Here is a 19,329-nt window from a genome sequence, read left to right as displayed (position 1 = left end):
ATGATCCGCCTCGATCATTTCGTGTTGACCGTCCGATCGATCGAGGCCACCTGCGCGTTCTATCGCGACGTGCTGGGCATGGAGGTGGTCGTATTCGGCGAGGGCCGCCACGCGCTGCGCTTCGGTGGGCAGAAGATCAACCTGCACCAGGCCGGCAACGAACTGCGGCCGCACGCCGTCGCGCCGACCAGGGGCAGCGGCGACTTCTGCCTGCTGACCACCGAACCGCTGGCTGCGGTGATCGAGCGGTTGCGTCGGCTCGAGGTCGCGATCGAGGCGGGGCCGGTGCCTCGTACCGGCGCCACCGGACCGATCCTGTCGGTGTATTTCCGCGATCCCGACGGCAACCTGGTCGAGATCGCCAACCCGGCCTGAGCCGCCACGGCTCCTGCAGGAAATCCGTGCCCCAACGACAATCGAGCCTGACCCGGCCCCCTGAGTCAGGGGCGATTCGCGCGCAGCGCGAATGGGGTGTGGAAGCGCACCGGCGGGGCCCAAGGTTTGCGAAGCAGACTTGGGGATTCCCGGGCGCAGCCCGGAATCGCGGCTTGCGCGGCCCCTACGGTCCCCTGCGCGTCGTGTCCGCATGCCGGGCCAGCGCCCATTCGACGTGCTCGCGGACCAGTGCGCTGTCATGCCCGCGGCGCGACTCCAGCGCAGCCACCACCTCCGGCGTGGTCGGCGCATTGCCCAACGCGACGGCGATGTTGCGCAGCCACCGCTCATGTCCGCTGCGGCGGATCGCCGAACCTTCGGTGCGGCGCAGGAACTCGTCCTCGTCCCAGGCGAACAGCCCGGCCAGGGTCGCGCGGTCAAGGTCGTTGCGCGCACGGAAGTCCGGCTCGTCGGTGCGCCGCGCAAACTTGTTCCATGGGCACACCAGCTGGCAATCGTCGCAGCCGAAGATGCGGTTGCCGATCGGCTCGCGCAGCTCTTCCGGGATCGCGCCCTCGTGTTCGATCGTGAGATAGGCGATGCAGCGGCGCGCATCGAGCCGGTTCGGCGCGACGATCGCGCGGGTCGGACAGATGTCGATGCAGCGGGTGCAGGTGCCGCAGTGCGCGCTGGCCGGTGGATCGACGGGCAGCGGCAGGTCGACGTAGATCTCGCCCAGGAAGAACCACGAGCCGCCGTCCCGGTCGATCAGGCAGGTGTGCTTGCCGATCCAGCCCAGTCCGGCGTTGCGCGCCAGTGCGCGTTCGAGCACCGGCGCTGAGTCGACGAACACGCGGTGACCGAACGGGCCGACCTCGGCCGCCAGCCGTTCGGCCAGCCGCTGCAGGCGCTGACGCATCAGCTTGTGGTAGTCGCGACCCAGCGCATAACGGGCGACATAGGCGCGTTCGCCATCGGCCAGCGTCTGCCAGGCGTCGTCGCCGTCGCTGTGGCCGTAGTCCAGGCCGACCGAGATCACCCGCAGGGTGCCCGGGATCAGTTCCGACGGCCGCGAACGCTTGTCGCCATGTCGCGCCATCCAGTCCATCGAGCCGTACAGTCCCTCGGCCAGCCAGCTGCGCAGGTGCGCTTCGTCCTCGCCCAGCTCGACCCCGGCGATGCCGCAGCGCTGGAAGCCGAATTCGCGCGCCAGTTCGCGCACGCGTGCGGCCAGCGCGGTGTAATCGACTTCCTGGGCGGCGACAGTGTTCACGACAACGCAAGTATAGAATCGCGCGATGCATGCCGAGTCCGCCCCGGGCAGATCGCCGTCCGACGCCTTTCCGACCGGCGCCGGGTTGTTCGACATCGTGACGCTGCGTTCGATCGAGGCGCGGGCCGCGCAACGTCTGGGCGATGCTGCCGAACTGATGCGGCGGGCCGGCCAGGCGGCCTGGCGCACGCTGCTCGAACACTGGCCGGATCTGCAACGGATCGCGGTCGTCTGCGGGCCCGGCAACAACGGCGGCGACGGCTACGAGCTGGCCCGCCAGGCACTCGGCGCCGGGCGCGATGTCGTGGTGGTGCGGCTGGACATGCATGCGCCGCGCAGCGAGTTGGCGATCGGGGCAGCCGAGCGCTATCGCGCCGATGGCGGCCGCGTCCTCGTGTTCGAAAGTGCGCTGCCGGCGTGCGACCTTGTGGTCGACGCGCTGTTCGGCATCGGCCTGGCCCGTGCGCCCGAGGGCCAGGCCGTCGGGCTGATCGCCGCGATCAACGCCGCAGCGGTGCCGGTGCTGGCGCTGGACGTGCCCAGCGGCGTCGATGCCGCGAGCGGCGCGGTCCTGGGCGTCGCCGTGGTCGCCGACCGCACCCTGGAGTTCATCGCTGCCAAGGCCGGGCTGGCCACCGGCGCGGCGCTCGACCACGTCGGTGAGCGCAGTCTGGCCGACCTCGACCTGACCGCGGCCGACCGGGAAGGACGGCCGCCGGTCGCCGGCCTGTTGAAGGCGGACGATCTCGCTTGCTGGCTGCGTCCGCGCCGGCGCGACAGCCACAAGGGCGGCAACGGTCGGGTGCTGTGCGTCGGCGGCGATCTCGGCCACGGCGGCGCGATCCTGCTCGCGGCCGAGGCCGCGCTGCGCAGCGGCGCCGGCCTGGTCGACATCGTCACCCGCCCGGCGCACGTGGCGGCGGCGCTGGCGCGGCGGCCGGAGGCGATGGTGCATGGGGTCGATGCCGTCGCGGAGGGCTTGCTGGAGCCGCTGCTGGAGAAGGCCGACGTGCTGGCGATCGGGCCGGGACTCGGTCTGGACGAATGGGGCCGAAAGCTGTTCGGAACGGCACGCGGTGCGCGGCGTGCCGTACTCGATGCCGACGCGCTGAATCTGCTTGCGCAGGGAGCGCCGGCGCCGGATGCCGGCGTGGTCCTGACCCCGCATCCAGGCGAGGCGGCGCGTCTGCTCGGCCGGTCGGCCGCGGAAGTGCAGGCCGATCGCCTCGGCGCGGCACGCACGCTGGCCACGCGCTTCGGCTGCGCGATCGTGCTCAAGGGCGCCGGTACCGTCATCGCGGCACCGGACGGACGGCTGCGCGTGCTCGCCGCCGGCAATCCCGGTATGGCTGTCGGCGGCATGGGCGATGTGTTGTGCGGGGTCGTTGCCGCACTGCTCGCGCAGGGGCTGGACGCCTTCGATGCCGCGTGCTGTGGCGCGCTGCTGCACTCGGCGGCCGCCGACGCGGCCGCGGCAGGCGCCGGCGAGCGCGGACTGCTGCCGTCGGACCTGATGCCCTGGTTGCGGCGGCTGGGCAATCCCCTGCATCGTTTCCCGCCCACGTCACCGGAGGCTGCCCGCGATGAATGACGCGGTGCTCGAGTTCCAGCTCGCCGACCCCGATGCGACCGCTGCGCTGGGGCGACGGATGGCGGCCACCCGGCCATCGCGCGCGGTGGTCTACCTGCGTGGCGATCTCGGCAGCGGCAAGTCGACCCTGGCGCGCGCGATGTTGCGGGCGCTGGGCGTCAGCGGCACGATCCGCAGCCCGACCTACACCCTGGTCGAACGCTATCCGCTCGCCGACGGCGGCGAGGCCTGGCACCTGGATCTGTACCGGATTGCCGACGCGGGCGAGCTGGAATACCTGGGGCTGGACGCCGACGATGTCGCGCTGTGGCTCGTGGAGTGGGCGGAGCGCGGCGCAGGGGCACTGCCTCGTGCGGATCTGGTGGTGGAGCTGGCGGTCGCGGGGAGCGGGCGGCGGGCGCATCTGGTGCCGGCCTCGGCTACCGGAGTCCACTGGTTGGCTGCGCTGGAACCGGAGCGCTGACCGCCGACGCAGGCCTGCCGCCCGGCGATGGGAATCGTTAGTTGCCGGCTACTCCTGAACGGAAATGAAGGAAGTGTCGGCAGGTATCGGATTCGTAAGGGAAAAAGCTTGCAAATGGTTGCCCGTGGTGCTTGACTAGCGTCCATGCGTGCAAGGGGAACCACCGTTCAGAAACTCCTGCTGGCCACAGCGCTGCTGGGCGCGTTGGCCTGGAATCTTGCGCACGCCTCCAAAATCAATGACTTGCGTCTGAGTTCGGGCGCAACCGGCACCCGTGCCGAGATCCTGCTGGATGCCGAGGCCGAGATTCGCACGCTGAGCCTGACCGGTCCCGACCGCCTGGTCGTCGACCTTCCCGGCTCCGAGCTGGCCGGCAGTCTGAAGCTTCCGGCGGGGTCGGGGATCGTCAAGGCGGTCCGTACCGGCCATCCGGTACCGGGTACCACCCGCATCGTGTTCGACCTGGCCCAGCCGGTGGCGGTGCTGAAGCCGCGCATGGAGCCCGGTGCCAATGGTCCCAGCCTCGTGCTCGAGTGGCCGGGCGACGGTACCTCGACCCTCGCGAGTTCCGTGCAGCAACCTGCCGCGGCAGGTGCGGTGACCTTACCGGCTTCGAATCCGGCGACATCGTCGGGCTCGATCCCGGCCCGCACCGTGCAGGGCGCCGTCGCCGGCAATGGTCCGGAAGCAGCCCCGGAAGCAACTGACGCCGGGGCCGATGCCGCGGCTTCGGCGGCCGCGACGACCCGCCTGATCAGCGAGCTGGCGGCACGTGCCGCGGCGACCCAGCCGCCGTCGACCGCCGCCACCCAGCCCCAGCGGACGGGAGCCGCCGCGACCGGACAGGTGCTCGCCAGCGCCGCGCCACCGCGCCCGGCCGCCCCCGCGTTGTCGGAGTCCGCCCAGCGTGGGCGCACCCTGCAGGACATGAGCCGCGGTGTCGGGATGCGGCCGCTGATCATCGCGATCGATGCCGGTCATGGCGGCCAGGATCCCGGCGCGATCGGTCCCAACGGCAAGCGCGAGAAGGACGTCACCCTGGCCGTCGCGCGCGAGCTGGCGCGGCAGGTCAATGCCACGCCGGGCCTGAAGGCCTACCTGACCCGCGACACCGACGTGTTCATCCCGTTGAACCGTCGCGCGGTGCTGGCGCGTCAGGCCAAGGCCGACATGTTCGTCTCGATCCACGCCGATGCCGCGCACAACCACAGTGCCCGCGGCGCGTCCGTCTACGTGCTGTCCCTGCGCGGCGCGACGTCGCAGCGCGCGCGCTGGCTGGCCGACAAGGAGAACGCCTCCGACCTGATCGGTGGCGTGCGTCTGCAGGAGACCAGCAACACCCTGGCCAACGTACTGATCGACCTGACCCAGAGCGGCCAGATGAAGGCCTCCGAGGAAGCGGCCGGGCACGTGCTCGAAAGCCTTGGCCGGATCGGCCACAAGCGCCGGGTCGAGAAGGCCAACTTCGCGGTGCTGCGTACCTCCGACATGCCTGCGATGCTGGTGGAGACAGGCTTCATCTCCAATGCGGAGGAAGAACGCCTGCTGACGAGCCCGGGGCACCAGCGCAAGCTGGCTGCCGCGGTGCTCGAAGGGGTCAATGCCTATTTCGTGCGGCAGCCGCCGCCGGGCACCCTGTACGCGGCCCGCGCCAGCGCCGGCGGCACCGAAGCCGGCGGGCCGGGCGGCAGCCCCTGACCGTTCCCGCCTCCTGGCGCCGGACGCTCTGCGGACGGAAAGGCAGGCGCCCGTGGGCCACGGATCGACACGGATGAACGCGATCCGAAGCCGCATGAATGATCCGGTCCGGATCCATCCGCGCAATCCGCGGCCAAAGCGCTGCGTTGTCGTCTCCGGCCGATCATCTCCGGCAGGCAGGTGTGAGTCGCTCACGGACTTCCACGCACCGGCTCCGATCCACAGCCGATCGAAAGGCTCTGATCCACGCAATCCGTGACCCGGCTTTGCCGTTATCATCGCCAGGGTGACGATCAAACAACTGCCCGACATCCTGATCAACCAGATCGCTGCCGGAGAGGTCGTCGAGCGACCCGCCTCGGTGGTCAAGGAACTGGTCGAGAACGCCCTCGATGCCGGTGCCAGCCGCGTCGACATCGATCTGGAGGAAGGCGGCGTGCGGCTGATCCGCATCCGCGACAACGGCGGCGGCATCGGTGCCGACGAGCTGCCGCTGGCGTTGTCGCGGCATGCGACCAGCAAGATCGCCTCGCTGGACGATCTCGAAGGCGTGGCCACCCTCGGTTTCCGTGGCGAGGCGCTGCCGTCGATCGCGTCGGTCAGCCGTTTCTCGCTGAGTTCGCGATGCGAGGACAGCGCACACGGCAGCGTGCTCGAGGTCGAGGGCGGCCGGGTCGGCGATGTCGAGCCCAGGCCGCATCCGCAGGGCACGACGGTCGAGGTCCGCGATCTGTTCTTCAACGTGCCGGCGCGACGCAAGTTCCTGCGCGCCGAACGTACCGAGCTCGGGCATATCGAGGAATGGCTGCGGCAGCTGGCGCTGGCCCGTCCCGATGTCGAACTGCGGGTGACCCACAACGGCAAACCCACCCGGCGCTGGAAGGGCGAGGGCTCGTTGCTCGACGGCGGCGCGCTGTCGGACGTGCGACTCAACGAGACCCTCGGCGAGGAGTTCGCCCGCAACGCGTTGCGCGTCGACCATGCGGCGGCCGGACTGCGCCTGCACGGCTGGATCGCGCAGCCGGCCTACAACCGCGCCAGCACCGACCAGCAGTACCTGTTCGTCAACGGGCGAGCGGTGCGCGACCGCAGCGTCGCCCACGCGGTCAAGCAGGCCTATTCGGACGTGCTGTTCCACGGCCGTCATCCGGCCTACGTGCTGTTCCTCGAACTCGACCCGCGCCGGGTCGACGTCAACGTGCATCCGGCCAAGCACGAGGTGCGCTTCCGCGACGCACGGCTGATCCACGACTTCGTCTACCGCACGCTGCACGAGGCGCTGGCCGGTACCCGCGCCGGCATCGTCCAATCGGTGGCGGCAGTCGCCGCGGCAGGAACCGGTGAGGCGGCGCTGGCCGGCGCAGTCGCGAACGCCGCAACGGCCGGCGCCATGCCTGCCAGCACCGGCTACATGCCGCAGTCGCCGCTCGGCCTGCAGGTCGCCGAGACCCGCGCCGGCTACGCGGCGCTCTACGGCGGCCGAGGAATCGACACGGCGTCGCCGCCGCCGCAACTGCCCGACAGCGGCGACGCGACCCTGCCGCCGCTGGGCTATGCGCTCGCGCAACTGCACGGGATCTACATCCTGGCCGAGTCCGCCGAAGGCCTGGTCGTCGTCGACATGCACGCGGCCCACGAACGCATCGGCTACGAGAAGCTCAAGAGTGCCCACGACGGCGCGGGTCTGAGCACCCAGCCGCTGCTGGTGCCGGCGACGCTGGCGGTGTCGGAACGCGAGGCCGATGTCGCCGAGCGCGAGGCGGCCACACTGGCCGAGCTCGGCTTCGAGGTCACCCGCAGCGGCCCGCAGTCGCTGACCCTGCGCAGCGTGCCGGCGCTGCTGGCGCACGGCGACGTCGAAGCGCTGCTGCGCGACGTGCTGGCCGACCTGCGCGAGCATGGCGAGTCGAGGCGGGTCGCGGCCGCCCGCGACGAGCTGCTGGCGACGATGGCCTGCCATGGCGCGGTGCGCGCGAACCGCCGTCTCACTTTGCCCGAGATGAATGCCCTGTTGCGCGAGATGGAGGCGACCGAGCGTTCCGGGCAATGCAATCATGGCCGTCCGACCTGGACGCGCTTCGGCCTGCCCGAGATCGATCGCTGGTTCCTGCGGGGGCGCTGAGGTTTGCATGGTGCATGGGGGCGAGAATGACCGGTAATTCGATTGGCAAGAGGTGGACGATGATGGGCCTGCTGGTGACGGGTGTTGCGCTGGGCGGCTGCGGCGGCGGCGATGTGCCTGGAGACGAGGCGGCTGAGGCCGCTGCGAACACCGTCGCGGATGCATTCCAGGCCGAGCAGCAACGCTGGCGCGAGCAGCGCGCCGCGAGGCTGACCGCGGCCGATGGCTGGACCACCCTGGTCGGCCTGCACTGGCTGGAGCCGGGGCCGCACTACATGGGCAGCGACGCCGACAATGGCATCCGGCTGGCGGTGGGGCCTGCCCACATGGGCATGATCGAGCTGAAGTCGGGGCAGATCCGCTTCGTGCCCGAGAAGGGCACCGCCCTGACCCTGGATGGCGAACCGCTGACCGCTCCGGCCACGCTGCGCGCCGACGACGATGCCGCTGGCCCCAGCGTGATCGGCTTCGACGAGGGCAGGGGGCTGTTGACCGTGCTCAGCCGTGGCGACCGTCACGCCCTGCGGGTGAAGCACGCCGACGCGCCCACCCGGACCGGCTTCAAGGGCATCGAGTACTGGCCGGCCGACAGCGGCTGGCGGATCCAGGGACGTTTCGTCGCCCATCCTCGCGGCAAGACGCTGCCGATCGCCAATATCGTCGGTACCACCGACGAGGTTTCCAATCCCGGCGTGGTCGAATTCGAGCGCGATGGCCAGACCTACCGGCTGGAAGCGCTGGACGAGGGCGACGAGCAGCTGTTCCTGGTGTTCGCCGACCGCACCAGCGGCCACGGCAGCTACGGCGCCGGCCGCTTCCTGTATGCGCCCAAGCCCGATGTGCAGGGTCGGGTGCTGCTCGATTTCAACCAGGCCTACAACCCGCCATGCGCGTTCACCGCATTCGCGACCTGTCCGCTGCCGCCGCTGGAGAACCGCCTCGACCTGGCGATCACCGCCGGCGAGAAGGCCTACAGCTTCTCCGCCAAATGACCCTTCCCGGAACCTTCGCGAAGCAGCGCGGGTTCCACCACCTGATCCGACAAGGAGTCCCATGCGCATCCGCCCTCTGAGCCAGTCGCTCGCCGCCACCGTGCTGGCCATCGGCCTGTCCTTCGCCGCCTCCGCGGCCGAGTCGGCGGGCACCGCCACTGAACCGCCGGTGCAGCCGGATGCGTCCGCATCGGCACCGGTACCGCTGTTGTGGCAGGTGTCGGACGACGACAACACGGTCTACCTGCTGGGCGCGTTCCATCTGCTCAAGGCCGCCGACTACCCGTTGTCGGCTGACGTCGACGCGGCGTTCGAGGACGCCGAGCGGCTGGTGTTCGAGGTCTCGCCCGAGCAGATCGACGACCCTTCCAACACTGCCAAGTTCCTGCAGGCCGCCGGCTACGCCGATGGCGGCAAGCTCAGCGACGTGTTGCCTTCGCCGACCTACGACAGGCTGGCCACGGTGATGGGGGGGGCGGGGCTGCCGATGGCGGCGTTCGACCGCTTCGAGCCCTGGTTCGTGAGCCTGTCGTTGCTGATGGGAATGGCGCAACCGTTGGGTTTCAGCGGCGAGCAGGGGTTGGACCGGCACCTGATGGTGCGGGCGAGGGAAGCCGGCAAGCCCGCGTCCGGGCTCGAGACGCTCGAGCATCAGCTCGGCGTGCTCGACGGCGCGCCGATGGACGAGCAGGTGATCGGCCTGACCGAGCTGGTCGAGGCGCCGGAGGAGGCCGCCCGCAAGCTCGACGAACTGCACGCGGCCTGGCGCGGCGGCGACATCGAAGCCCTGGAGCGCCTCGCGATCGACGAGATGAAGGAGAAGACCCCCGAGACGTATCGGACGGTGAACGTCGAGCGCAACCAGGCCTGGCTGCCGCAGCTGCGCGGGATGCTCGACGAGGCCGGCGAGGACGACGTGATGGTCGTGGTCGGTGCGATGCACCTGGCCGGCGACGACGGCCTGATCGAGGGCCTGCGCGAGGCCGGCTACCGGGTCGAGCGGATCTGTTCGGCCTGTGCGGCGGACTGAGGGACGTCCTTTCCCCGCGTTGGAGCACGTGCCGGGCGCTGTCGTTCGCCCAGTTCCATGGGGACCGACCGGATCGGTCCGTCGGTCCCGAATGAAACGGCGCATCGAGCCCCTGGCCCGATGCGCCGTTGTCGCAAGGGCCGGCTGCATCTCTTCCGTGTCGGCCTATTCGCTGACCACGGCGGTCGCGTCAGGCTCGACCAGCGGCCTTGCGGCCTCCATCAGCTGCACGAAGCCGCTTCGCTCGCCGGAAGGGTCGTTGCCACGCGCGCCGCGTGCGGTCGCCAGCACCGCGTCCCAGCCCCAGTCGTCGAAGCGGCTGCCGCCCCGCAGCAGATCGGCGAAACCGGCGACCGAGGCGGCGAAGCGCAGCGACGGGCTCGGCGTGGCCGCCAGTTGCGACGTGCGGATCGGGGTTTCTATCAGGCGGCTGTCGTTCTCGCCGGGACGCTTGTAGCGCAGCCGCAGGTGGGCGAGTTCGTCCTGCAGCCTCGCGCCCTCCGCGCGCGCGGCCTCCTGTCCGCCGTAACGCAGCGGCGGCAACCGCTCGGCGCCCGAACCCACCGGAGTGATCTCGTACAGGGCGGTGACCTCGTGACCGGCGCCGATGTCGCCGGCGTCGACCTTGTCGTTGGCGAAGTCCTCACGCGCGAGCATGCGGTTCTCGTAGCCGATCAGGCGATACTCGGCGACCTGGGCCGGATTGAACTCGACCTGGATCTTCACGTCGCGGGCGATCGTCATCAGGGTCGAGCCCATCTCCTCGACCAGCACCTTGCGCGCTTCCTGCGCGCTGTCGATATAAGCATGGTTGCCATCGCCGACGTCGGCCAGCTTCTCGGCCAGCGCGTCGTTGTAGTTGCCGCGGCCGAATCCCAGCGTGGTCAGGGCGATGCCCGATTTGCGCTGGTCGGCGACCAGGGTCTCCAGCGCGTCGTTGTCGACGGTGCCGACGTTGAAGTCGCCGTCGGTCGCGAGGATCACCCGGTTCACGCCGTTCTCGACATGGGCCTGCCGCGCCATCGCGTAGGCCAGGCGGATGCCTTCGCCGCCGTTGGTGCTGCCGCCGGCCTGCAGTTGCTCCAGCGCCGCGAGGATCTCGCCCTGGCGGTCGCCCGGGGTCGGCGGCAGCACCAGGCCGGCCGAACCGGCGTAGACCACGATCGAGACCCGGTCCTGTGGCCGCAGCTCGCGCGCCAGCATCGAGAACGCACGCTTGAGCAGCGGCAGCTTGTCGGGCGAGTTCATCGAGCCGGAGGTATCGATCAGGAACACCAGGTTGGCCGGCGGCAGGGTGGTCTTCGGTACCTCGTAGCCCTTGATGCCGATCATCAGCAGTTGCCGCGTGGCGTTCCACGGCGCCGGCGCCAGTTCGGTCGAGACCCGGAACGGCACCTCGCGGCTGGCCGCGGCCGGATGGCCGTAGTCGAAGTAGTTGAGGAACTCCTCGGCGCGCACCGCGTCGGCGGGCGGACGCATGCCGTCGCCGATCATCCTTCGCACGTTCGCGTAGCTGCCGGTGTCGACGTCGATCGAAAAGGTCGACACCGGCTGTTCGCGGGTGCGCTGGACCGGATTGTCTTCGCGCTCGGCGTACTTCTCGGTGTTGGCCGGCTGCGAGTAGTACGGGGGCGGCGGCGGAGACGGCGGCGCCACCATCGCGGCAGGAGGCGCGTAGGCGATCTCGGCCGGGGCGGCCATGCTGGCTACCGGCTTCAGCACGCGCGAGCGGCCTTCGCGGCGCGCGCCGGTCACTTCGACCCGGTCCAGCGATGCCGATTCCTCGTGCGCGGCCTTGGCCTCGTGTTCCTGCAGGACCACGGCAGCGGCGTCGCCGGACTGGTCGGCCGGCTGCGCGGCCGGTGGGACGGCCGCGGTGGAGGTATCGTGCTCGAGGTCGCCGCCGGATTGCGGTCCGGCCGACTGGCAGGCGGCCAGCAGGCAGGCGGTGACGATGGCGACGGCGAGCGGGGTTCGGCGGGCGATGCGGTTCATGCAGGACTCCGTTGCGGTGGTGGCGTTCATGGTCTTGAACGCACCGCATCGGAGAACGGGGTTGACGGCCCGGAGGAATGCCTAACAGGCATGATCGCCGTAGCGGCGCAAGCCGCGATTGATCTCCGGGTAAGCCTCGTCACGGCTTGCGCCGCTCGCGCGTCCGCTTCTGCAGGTGGTCATGCGCGGCGGCCGGGGGCAAAGCGTCCCAGGATCCGCCGCACTGCCGGCAGGTATCCGTCGCCGAACAGGTTCAGGTGATTGAGCAGGTGGTAGAGGTTCGGCAGGCCGGCACGCTCGCGCCAGCTGCCGTCGATGTCCGCTGTTGCCTGGTAGGCATCGAAGAAAGCCATCGGCGGCTCGCCGAACAGCACCAGCATCGCCAGGTCGACCTCGGCCCAGCCGTGGTGGACCGCGCCACCATCGATCAGCGCCAGATCGCCATCGCCGCAGGCGTGCAGGTTGCCGCTCCACAGGTCGCCGTGGACCAGCACCGGCGGCGCGTCGGGCATCAATTCCGGCAAGCGCGCGCACAGCGTCTCGATGCGGGCGATGTCGCCGTGGCCGAGCAGGCCGCGGTCGCGCGCGCGGCGGGCCTGCGGCAGCAGCCGGCGTTCGGCGAAGAAACGATGACCATCGACGTCGCGGGTGTTGTCCTGGCGGCTGTCACCACACCAGCCGTCGGCGCCGAACCCGAATGCGGCGCCGCGATTGCGGTGGAGCGCGGCCAGCGCGATGCCGGCGGCGGCCCATTGCGCGTTGCCGGGCCGGCCATCGCCAAGATCCTCCAGCACGATGCCGGCATCGCAGGCGGCGAATACCTCGGGCACCCGGAGGGTCGCGGTTGCCCGCAATGCCGCCAGCCCGCGCGCTTCGGCGGCGAAGAAACCCGTCGGCGCACCGATTCGCCGCTTGACGACGACCTGTCGCCCGCCAAGGTCGCGCCGGTGCAGACCGTCGCCGCTTTCCTCCAGCAGTCGCAGTGCGTCCTCCACCTGCTCGTTTTTCTCCCGAAGTCCGCGTGGAAACGGCGCAAGCCGCGAGCGGGCGGTCCGGCAGGCCAACGCGGCTTGCGTGGGTCCTGCGGACGGTCGGGAGCCCCCGACGTCCGTGCTCAGCCGCGGATCACCAGCAGCCTGGGTTCGGTCATGTCCTCGATCGCGTAGCGCACGCCCTCGCGGCCGAGGCCGGAATCCTTTACGCCGCCGTAGGGCATGTTGTCGACGCGGAAGCTTGGCACGTCGCCGACCACCACGCCGCCGACCTCGAGCCGGTCCCAGGCGCGCATGGCGTGGGCGAGGTTGCCGGTGAACACGCCGGCCTGCAGCCCGAAGTCGCTGTCGTTGACGGCGTCGATCGCCGCGTCGAAATCGTCGAACGGCTCGATCATCGCGACCGGGCCGAACGCTTCCTTGCGATACAGCTCGCAGGTCGGCAGCACCTGCTCCAGCAGGGTCGCCGGGATCATCGTGCCATCGCGCCAGCCGCCGGCCAGCCGCTTTGCGCCGCCGGCACGGGCCTCGTCGATCCACGCTTCGATCCGCTGCGCCGCGGCCTCGTCGATTACCGGGCCGATGAAGGTGCCTTCGTCGCGCGGGTCGCCCATCGGCAGCTTCGCGACCGCGGCCCTGAGCTTCTTGCGAAGCTTCGCGTAGATGTCGGCGTGGGCGTAGATGCGCTGCACGCTGATGCAGCTCTGGCCGCTCTGGTAGTAGGCGCCGAACACCAGCCGCTGGACCACGTGATCGAGGCTGGCGCCGGGATCGGCGTCCACGATGCAGGCGGCGTTGCCGCCCAGCTCGAGGGTCACCTTCTTCCTGCCGGCGCGTGCCTTCAGCTCCCAGCCGACCAGTCCGCCGGTAAAACTCAGCAGTGCGATGCGCTCGTCCTCGACCAGCAGCGCGGCGTCCTCGTTCGAGCACGGCAGCACCGAGAACGCGCCCTTCGGCAGGTCCGTTTCGGCCAGCACCTCGGCGATGATCAACGCGCCGATCGGCGTCTTCGCCGCCGGCTTGAGCACGAACGGGCAGCCGGCGGCGATCGCCGGCGCCACCTTGTGCGCGACCAGGTTGAGCGGGAAGTTGAACGGGGTGATGAAGCTGCAGACGCCGACCGGCACCCGCTTGGTCATGCCGCGATAACCGCGGGTGCGCTCGGAGATGCCCAGCTCGAGCACCTCGCCGCCGAGCCGGGTCGCCTCGCCGGCGGCGATGCGGAACGTGTCGACCAGCCGGGTGACCTCGCCGCGGGCGTCGCGGATCGGTTTGCCCGCCTCGATGCAGAGCGCCAGCGCCAGTTCGTCGGCGCGCTCCTCGAAACGGCGCACGCAGTGTTCGAGGACGTCGCGGCGCTTGTCGGGCGGGAACGCGGCCATCGCCGGGCGCGCCTTGTGCGCGGCGACGATCGCCTTGCGCACCGCGGCGGCGTCGGCGAAAGAAACCCTTGCCGCGCGCTTGCCGCTGTATTTGTCGAGCACTTCCAGCTCGGTCTTGGCGGTGACCGGACGATTGGCGAGGTAGTAGGGATATCTCTTCTTGAAGTCGGGCTTCTTCAAACCGCAGCCTCCGATGCGTTCGACCTGCGACACCCTAGCGCAATGCGGGTGGCGGGAGCGTGGATTCTGCGATCTGCGGCGCCGATGTGTCCTGTCGCCGTGCGCGGCAGGCATCGGGGAGGACGGCAGAGCGCTGGCAGGAGCAGCCGCAGGAGCGGTGTCAGCCGCGATGAGGCAAGGTCCTGTCCGGCTTGCGCCGCTCCTGCACGCGCAGCGGTCAAGCCGAACGACGAAGCAATCAGCGTGGTCGATCGTCGCCGGTTTCGACCCGCACCCGCAGCGAGCCGTCGGACAGGCGCGCCTGCAGGCGGTCGCCGGGGGCGGCGTCGAGCACGCTGCGGACCACGCGGCCATCCTCGCGCAGCACGATCGCATAGCCACGGGCGACGGTGGCCAGTGGGCTCACCGCCTCCAGCGAGCGGGCCAGTCCGCGCAGGCGCAGGGCCTCGTGCGAGAGGCGGCGCGCGATCGCTGACTGCGGTCGCGCCGCCAGCGCGCGCAGCCGTTCCCTGAAGCGCTCGATCCGTTGCTGCGGATGTGCAGCGCGCAACACCGCCGCCGTATGCCGCAGGCTCGCCCGCTCACGCTCGATGCGCTGCCGCCATGCCGAGCGCAGCCGGCGCAGGGCGTCGGCCTGGCGCTGGCGCAGCGCGGCAAGTCGCGCCTGCGGTCGCAGCGCGTGCAGCCGCAGCGCGGCGCGGTCGGCGCGCTGGATCGCCTCGCGCAGGCGCTGGGTCTGATGCTTGTCGAGGCCGCGGGCAAGCGCACCCAGTCGCTGACGAAGGTCGTCCCGACTGGGCACCAGCAGCTCTGCGGCGACGGATGGCGTGGGCGCGCGCAGATCGGCGGCGAAGTCGGTCAGGCTGAAGTCGACCTCGTGCCCGACCGCCGAGACCACGGGCACCGGGCAGTCCGCGACCACCCGAGTCAGCGCCTCGTCGTTGAACGCCCACAGGTCCTCGAGCGAGCCGCCGCCGCGGGTCAGCAGCAGCACGTCGTAGCGACCCGATGCCGCAGCCGCGCGCAACGTCGCGGTGATCTGCGCGGCCGCACCGTCGCCCTGGACCGGGACCGGGAGTACCTCGGCTTCCACGAGCGGGAAGCGCCGCGCCAGCACGCTGAGCACATCGCGCACCGCCGCGCCGGTCGGCGAGGTGATCACGCCGATCCGGCGCGCGAAGCGGGGCAGGGGGCGCTTGCGGTCTTCGTCGAACAGGCCCTCGGCCTGCAGCCGGGCCTTCAGTTCGTCGAACGCGCGGCGCAATGCGCCTTCGCCGGCCTCTTCCATGTGGTCGAGCACCATCTGGTACTCGCCTCGGGCTTCGTACAGGGTGAGCCGGCCGCGCACGCGCACGTGCAGGCCTTGGCGTGGCTGGAACTTCAGCCAACTGCTCTTGGGCCTGAACATCGCGCAGCGCACCTGCGCGCGGGCATCCTTCAGGGTCAGGTAGAGGTGCCCCGACGCCGGCCGCGACACGTTGCCCAGCTCGCCCTCGACCCAGACCAGCGGAAAGCTGTCCTCCAGCAGATTGCGCGCGAGCGCGTTCAGCTGGCTCGGAGTGAGGGTGTCGGGCGTCGTCATGGGAGGGGCACCCTACACCTGCAGGCGAGGGGTTCCAAGCGTCGGCGTGCGCATCGCTGCCGGCACCGGAGCCGGGCGCAGTCGGCCGCTGCGTGGTTCAATGGTCGAAATGGCGGAGGAAAGTGCGGATGGGCATGAGCGGCCTGGCGTTGCGTGCGGGCATCCTGGGAATGGCTGTGGCGGGTCTGGCCGCCTGTACGGCGGCGCCGGAGCCGGACGACGCCGGTGCGGACGCGGCATTCACCCGCGCGGTGCCGCTGCCGCTGCCCGTCACGGCCAGCGCCGCGCAACCGGACCTGGCGGCCAGCCCGGACGGCAGCTGGCTGCTGGGCTGGATCGAACCGGTCGCCGATCCCGCCGGCGACGGTGTCCCGGCCGGACACCGGCTGCGCTTCAGCCGCGCCACGCCGGGGCGGGACTGGTCGCCGCCGCGCACGATCGCCGAGGGCGACGACTGGTTCCTCAACTGGGCGGACACGCCGCACCTCTACGCACTTGCGGACGGTTCGCTGTGGGCGCACTGGCTGCGCAGCACCGGGCCGTCGCGGCTGGACTACGGCATCGAGCTGGTGCGCTCGGGTGATGACGGTGCGACCTGGTCGTCGCCACAACTGGTGCATCTGGTCGATTCGCCCGGCGATCACGGCTTCGTCAGCTTCTGGCCGCAGGGCGACGGTGCGCTCGGCATCGCCTGGCTGGACAGCCGGCAGAAGGCCGCCGCCGGCCAGACCGGTCACGATGACGGCCACCATGGCGGCGGCGCGCCGATGATGCTGCGTGCCGCCGTGTACGAAGGCACGGCCCCGGCCCAGGTTTCCGAATGGCCGCTGGATACGTCCACCTGCGACTGCTGCACCACCGACGCGGCGGTCACCGATCGGGGGGCGGTCGTGGTCTACCGCGGGCGCAGCGACGGCGAGATCCGCGATACCCGCATCGTCCGCCTCGAGAATGGTGCCTGGACCGTGCCGCGCGATGTCCACAGCGATGGCTGGATGATGCCCGGCTGTCCGGTCAATGGCCCGGTCGTCGAGGCGCGCGGCAACACGGTCTGGGTTGCCTGGTACACCCAGGCCGACGGCGCCCCGGAGGTGCGGATCGCACGTTCGGACGATGCCGGCGACCGTTTCGGCGCGCCGGTCGCCGTCGCCAAAGGCCCGCATGTGCTCGGGCGCGCTTCGATCGCATTGGCCGGCGAGCACGTCCTGGTCGGCTGGCTGGAGGAAACCGACACCCAGCGCTTGCGCCTGGCCCGCTTCGATGCCCGGCTGCGGTCGCCGCCGCACAAGCTGGACGTTGCGACCCTGGCGGTGCGCGGCCGCGGCAGCGGTGTGCCACGGCTCGCGGTGCAGGGCGACGAGGCGCGGATGGTGTGGACCGACGTCGTCGACGGCAAACCGGTGCTGCGCGGCGCGACGATCCGCTGAGCCATGCCGGCACCCGGATTTCCCAGGAGGCGCCGGTAGGGGTGACGTGAGCCGCGACGGGCCTTCCCGACACTTCGGATCGCGGCTTGCGCCGCTTCCACGATCACTCCCGCAAGGATGCCGGAGGTAGGGTCCGGGTCATGGCTCCCGGCTAGAATAGGGATTCGCCCCCGATTCGCCGTGCCGATGAACGCCGTCCCCAGTCCGCTTCCCTGTGCCACGCCCGCCTTCGGTCCCGCTCCGCGCCGCGATACCGTCGCGGTCGGCATCGGCAAGGTCGTCGTCGGCGGCGGTGCGCCGGTGGTGGTGCAGTCGATGACCAATACCGACACCGCCGACGTCGCCTCCACCGTGAAGCAGGTCGCCGAGTTGTGGCGCGCCGGTTCGGAACTGGTCCGGGTCACCGTCAACACTGCCGAGGCCGCCGCCGCGGTGCCGCGCATCGTCGACAAGCTGGCGATGATGGGGATCGAGGTGCCGATCATCGGCGACTTCCACTACAACGGCCACCAGCTGCTCACCGCAGAGCCGGCCTGCGCCGAGGCGCTGGCCAAGTACCGCATCAATCCCGGCAACGTCGGTTTCGGCAAGAAGAAGGACGCGCAGTTCGCGACCCTGATCGAACTGGCGATCCGGCACGGCAAGCCGGTCCGGATCGGCGCCAACTGGGGCTCGCTCGACCAGGCGCTGGCGGCCAGGCTGATGGACGAGAACCACGCCCTGGCCGAGCCGCGCGAAGCCGCCGAGGTGCTGCGCGAGGCGCTGATCCGCTCGGCGCTGGATTCGGCCGCGCGCGCGCAGGAGATCGGCCTGCCGGCCGACCGCATCATCCTCAGCGCCAAGGTCAGCGGCGTGCAGGAGCTGATCGCGGTCTATCGCGAGCTCGCCCGTCGTGGCCGCTACGCGCTGCACCTGGGCCTGACCGAGGCCGGCATCGGCAGCAAGGGCATCGTCGCCTCCAGCGCGGCGCTCGCCGTGCTGATGCAGGAAGGCATCGGCGACACCATCCGCATCTCGCTGACCCCCGAACCGGGCCAGGCGCGCAGCAACGAGGTCATCGTCGCCCAGGAACTGCTGCAGACCATGGGGCTGCGCGCGTTCACGCCGATGGTCACCGCCTGCCCGGGCTGCGGTCGCACCACCAGCACCTTCTTCCAGGAGCTCGCGCAACAGGTGCAGTCGCACGTGCGGGCGAAGATGCCGGAGTGGAAAGTCACCCATCCGGGCGCCGAGAACCTGACCCTCGCGGTGATGGGCTGCGTGGTCAACGGACCGGGCGAGTCGCGCCACGCCAACATCGGGATCTCGCTGCCGGGCACCGGCGAGGCGCCGTCGGCGCCGGTGTTCGAGGATGGCGAGAAGACCGTGACCCTGCGCGGCGAAGGCATCGCCCGCGAATTCGTCGAACTGATCGACCGCTACGTCGAGCGCAAGTTCGGCGCCGGTGCCGATGCCTGATCCGCACGCGCGCGAGGACGCGCTTTCGCCGCGGCCGGACGCGCAAGCGAGCGACGAAGGCCTGCGGCATCCCTGGCGGACCCTGGGCGGCGCAACCGCGGCCCTGCTGCGCTTCGTGCGTCGCCACTGGCGGCGGCTGGCGCTGGCCTTCGTCGGCCTGCTGCTGCCGCTGTGGGGTTTCGCCGAGATCGCCGACGAGATACACGAGCACGAGGCGGTCCACTTCGACGAGCCGATCCTGCAGGCCCTGCAGCAATTGCATGGCCCTGCGCTGGACCGCTTCTTCGTCGTGCTCAGCCAGCTTGGCTACCTGTACGGCGTGGTGCCGTTCGACGTCGCGCTGGTGGTCTTCCTCAACCTGCGCGGCCGACTGCGCGAGGCGATCTTCGCCGGCATCGCGCTGGCGGGCTCGGGGTTGCTGAACGTCGGTACCAAGCTGTTGTTCGCCCGCGAGCGGCCCGAGCTGTGGCAATCGATCGCGCCGGAGCACAACTACAGTTTCCCCAGTGGTCACGCGATGGGCTCGATGACCCTGGCCTGGGTGCTGATGCTGCTGGCCTGGCCGACCCGCGCGCGCTGGTGGGTGGTGGCCGGCGGCCTGTCGTTCACCTTGCTGGTCGGCGTCTCGCGGCTGTATCTGGGCGTGCATTTCCCGACCGACATCCTCGCCGGCTGGGCCGCCGCCAGCCTGTGGGCGGTGTCGGCGTATCTGGTCGTGTTCCACGGCACGCGGCCGTGGGGACGCGAGCGCCGCTGAGCCAGGGCGGGC

The 19,329-nt window shown here is 70.7% G+C and carries 15 protein-coding genes; 10 read left to right on the top strand and 5 right to left on the bottom strand.

Annotated elements, in window-relative coordinates; genetic code table 11:
• Positions 1 to 375 carry a VOC family protein gene (locus L3V18_RS03790; protein ID WP_237053260.1) on the top strand — a complete coding sequence of 125 codons (375 nt, stop codon included), beginning with the start codon at positions 1 to 3 and terminating at the stop codon, positions 373 to 375.
• 184 nt (positions 376 to 559) lie between these two features.
• On the opposite strand, the gene queG is transcribed toward L3V18_RS03790, so the two are convergent.
• Positions 560 to 1,648: a tRNA epoxyqueuosine(34) reductase QueG gene (queG, locus tag L3V18_RS03785; protein WP_237053259.1), complete on the bottom strand. Its 1,089-nt coding sequence runs from the start codon at positions 1,646 to 1,648 to the stop codon at positions 560 to 562.
• Positions 1,649 to 1,673: 25 nt separating this feature from the next.
• Here queG and L3V18_RS03780 point away from each other — a divergent pair, with 25 nt between their 5' ends.
• From L3V18_RS03780 to L3V18_RS03755, 6 genes are all read left to right on the top strand, one after another.
• Positions 1,674 to 3,239, top strand: a complete 1,566-nt coding sequence (locus tag L3V18_RS03780) for an NAD(P)H-hydrate dehydratase (protein ID WP_237053258.1) — start codon at positions 1,674 to 1,676, stop codon at positions 3,237 to 3,239.
• Complete coding sequence (gene tsaE / locus L3V18_RS03775) at positions 3,232 to 3,702, top strand: tRNA (adenosine(37)-N6)-threonylcarbamoyltransferase complex ATPase subunit type 1 TsaE (protein WP_237053257.1); 471 nt, start codon at positions 3,232 to 3,234, stop codon at positions 3,700 to 3,702. Before L3V18_RS03780 ends, tsaE begins: the two co-directional genes overlap by 8 nt.
• A gap of 144 nt (positions 3,703 to 3,846) precedes the next feature.
• Entirely contained in the window at positions 3,847 to 5,400 is a 1,554-nt protein-coding gene (locus L3V18_RS03770) for an N-acetylmuramoyl-L-alanine amidase (protein ID WP_237053256.1), read from the top strand.
• 286 nt (positions 5,401 to 5,686) lie between these two features.
• Positions 5,687 to 7,522, top strand: coding sequence for a DNA mismatch repair endonuclease MutL (gene mutL, locus L3V18_RS03765; RefSeq protein ID WP_237053255.1), 1,836 nt, complete (start codon positions 5,687 to 5,689; stop codon positions 7,520 to 7,522).
• Positions 7,523 to 7,548: 26 nt separating this feature from the next.
• Entirely contained in the window at positions 7,549 to 8,514 is a 966-nt protein-coding gene (locus L3V18_RS03760) for a DUF1684 domain-containing protein (protein WP_237053254.1), read from the top strand.
• A 61-nt stretch (positions 8,515 to 8,575) separates the two neighbouring features.
• Positions 8,576 to 9,544, top strand: coding sequence for a TraB/GumN family protein (locus tag L3V18_RS03755; protein WP_237053253.1), 969 nt, complete (start codon positions 8,576 to 8,578; stop codon positions 9,542 to 9,544).
• A 165-nt stretch (positions 9,545 to 9,709) separates the two neighbouring features.
• On the opposite strand, the gene L3V18_RS03750 is transcribed toward L3V18_RS03755, so the two are convergent.
• The 4 genes from L3V18_RS03750 to xseA form a co-directional block, all read right to left on the bottom strand.
• Complete coding sequence (locus L3V18_RS03750; protein ID WP_237053252.1) at positions 9,710 to 11,539, bottom strand: vWA domain-containing protein; 1,830 nt, start codon at positions 11,537 to 11,539, stop codon at positions 9,710 to 9,712.
• A 179-nt stretch (positions 11,540 to 11,718) separates the two neighbouring features.
• The gene (locus L3V18_RS03745; RefSeq protein WP_237053251.1) at positions 11,719 to 12,534 is read right to left on the bottom strand and encodes a fructosamine kinase family protein; all 816 of its coding nucleotides are present in this window, start codon (positions 12,532 to 12,534) and stop codon (positions 11,719 to 11,721) included.
• 119 nt (positions 12,535 to 12,653) lie between these two features.
• A complete protein-coding gene (locus tag L3V18_RS03740) occupies positions 12,654 to 14,093 on the bottom strand; it encodes an aldehyde dehydrogenase family protein (protein WP_237053250.1) in 1,440 nt (479 codons plus the stop codon).
• A 238-nt stretch (positions 14,094 to 14,331) separates the two neighbouring features.
• Complete coding sequence (gene xseA, locus L3V18_RS03735) at positions 14,332 to 15,675, bottom strand: exodeoxyribonuclease VII large subunit (RefSeq protein WP_237053249.1); 1,344 nt, start codon at positions 15,673 to 15,675, stop codon at positions 14,332 to 14,334.
• Between the two features lie 128 nt (positions 15,676 to 15,803).
• On the opposite strand from xseA, the gene L3V18_RS03730 reads away from it, so the two are divergent.
• From L3V18_RS03730 to L3V18_RS03720, 3 genes are all read left to right on the top strand, one after another.
• Positions 15,804 to 17,102, top strand: a complete 1,299-nt coding sequence (locus tag L3V18_RS03730) for a sialidase family protein (protein ID WP_237053248.1) — start codon at positions 15,804 to 15,806, stop codon at positions 17,100 to 17,102.
• A gap of 186 nt (positions 17,103 to 17,288) precedes the next feature.
• Positions 17,289 to 18,560, top strand: a complete 1,272-nt coding sequence (gene ispG, locus L3V18_RS03725) for a flavodoxin-dependent (E)-4-hydroxy-3-methylbut-2-enyl-diphosphate synthase (protein ID WP_237053246.1) — start codon at positions 17,289 to 17,291, stop codon at positions 18,558 to 18,560.
• Positions 18,553 to 19,317 carry a phosphatase PAP2 family protein gene (locus L3V18_RS03720; protein WP_237053245.1) on the top strand — a complete coding sequence of 255 codons (765 nt, stop codon included), beginning with the start codon at positions 18,553 to 18,555 and terminating at the stop codon, positions 19,315 to 19,317. The genes ispG and L3V18_RS03720 overlap by 8 nt, the downstream gene beginning before the upstream one ends.
• The last annotated feature ends 12 nt before the right edge of the window (positions 19,318 to 19,329 follow it).

This window comes from Marilutibacter chinensis (assembly GCF_021725675.1).
Classification (GTDB): domain Bacteria; phylum Pseudomonadota; class Gammaproteobacteria; order Xanthomonadales; family Xanthomonadaceae; genus Marilutibacter; species Marilutibacter chinensis.
The sequence above is the reverse complement of the archived record's forward strand: the minus strand, read 5'-3'. Positions and strand labels throughout refer to the sequence as shown.

Coding starts and splice junctions, on each gene's coding strand:
- L3V18_RS03790 (WP_237053260.1), top strand. CDS start 1: ATGATCCGCCTCGATCATTTCGTGTTGACCGTCCGATCGATCGAGGCC.
- L3V18_RS03780 (WP_237053258.1), top strand. CDS start 1,674: ATGCATGCCGAGTCCGCCCCGGGCAGATCGCCGTCCGACGCCTTTCCG.
- tsaE (WP_237053257.1), top strand. CDS start 3,232: ATGAATGACGCGGTGCTCGAGTTCCAGCTCGCCGACCCCGATGCGACC.
- L3V18_RS03770 (WP_237053256.1), top strand. CDS start 3,847: ATGCGTGCAAGGGGAACCACCGTTCAGAAACTCCTGCTGGCCACAGCG.
- L3V18_RS03760 (WP_237053254.1), top strand. CDS start 7,549: ATGACCGGTAATTCGATTGGCAAGAGGTGGACGATGATGGGCCTGCTG.
- L3V18_RS03755 (WP_237053253.1), top strand. CDS start 8,576: ATGCGCATCCGCCCTCTGAGCCAGTCGCTCGCCGCCACCGTGCTGGCC.
- L3V18_RS03750 (WP_237053252.1), bottom strand. CDS start 11,539: ATGAACCGCATCGCCCGCCGAACCCCGCTCGCCGTCGCCATCGTCACC.
- xseA (WP_237053249.1), bottom strand. CDS start 15,675: ATGACGACGCCCGACACCCTCACTCCGAGCCAGCTGAACGCGCTCGCG.
- L3V18_RS03730 (WP_237053248.1), top strand. CDS start 15,804: ATGGGCATGAGCGGCCTGGCGTTGCGTGCGGGCATCCTGGGAATGGCT.
- ispG (WP_237053246.1), top strand. CDS start 17,289: ATGAACGCCGTCCCCAGTCCGCTTCCCTGTGCCACGCCCGCCTTCGGT.
- L3V18_RS03720 (WP_237053245.1), top strand. CDS start 18,553: ATGCCTGATCCGCACGCGCGCGAGGACGCGCTTTCGCCGCGGCCGGAC.